At 61.7% G+C, this 872-nt stretch carries 1 protein-coding gene; it reads right to left on the bottom strand.

The features are described 5' to 3' along the window. A partial coding sequence (gene intI1, locus PG881_RS23920) for a class 1 integron integrase IntI1 (RefSeq protein WP_270803319.1) occupies positions 1–872 on the bottom strand: 872 nt, incomplete at both ends.

The following is an 872-nucleotide window of genomic DNA, read 5'->3' as shown; positions in this document are numbered from 1 at the left end:
CTCCGGCACCGCCAACTTTCAGCACATGCGTGTAAATCATCGTCGTAGAGACGTCGGAATGGCCGAGCAGATCCTGCACGGTTCGAATGTCGTAACCGCTGCGGAGCAAGGCCGTCGCGAACGAGTGGCGGAGGGTGTGCGGTGTGGCGGGCTTCGTGATGCCTGCTTGTTCTACGGCACGTTTGAAGGCGCGCTGAAAGGTCTGGTCATACATGTGATGGCGACGCACGACACCGCTCCGTGGATCGGTCGAATGCGTGTGCTGCGCAAAAACCCAGAACCACGGCCAGGAATGCCCGGCGCGCGGATACTTCCGCTCAAGGGCGTCGGGAAGCGCAACGCCGCTGCGGCCCTCGGCCTGGTCCTTCAGCCACCATGCCCGTGCACGCGACAGCTGCTCGCGCAGGCTGGGTGCCAAGCTCTCGGGTAACATCAAGGCCCGATCCTTGGAGCCCTTGCCCTCCCGCACGATGATCGTGCCGTGATCGAAATCCAGATCCTTGACCCGCAGTTGCAAACCCTCACTGATCCGCATGCCCGTTCCATACAGAAGCTGGGCGAACAAACGATGCTCGCCTTCCAGAAAACCGAGGATGCGAACCACTTCATCCGGGGTCAGCACCACCGGCAAGCGCCGCGACGGCCGAGGTCTTCCGATCTCCTGAAGCCAGGGCAGATCCGTGCACAGCACCTTGCCGTAGAAGAACAGCAAGGCCGCCAATGCCTGACGATGCGTGGAGACCGAAACCTTGCGCTCGTTCGCCAGCCAGGACAGAAATGCCTCGACTTCGCTGCTGCCCAAGGTTGCCGGGTGACGCACACCGTGGAAACGGATGAAGGCACGAACCCAGTGGACATAAGCCTGTTCGGTT

Origin of the sequence: Aeromonas sp. QDB54, from assembly GCF_027707385.1 — a bacterium.
GTDB lineage: Bacteria > Pseudomonadota > Gammaproteobacteria > Enterobacterales > Aeromonadaceae > Aeromonas > Aeromonas hydrophila.
The sequence above is the reverse complement of the archived record's forward strand: the minus strand, read 5'-3'. Positions and strand labels throughout refer to the sequence as shown.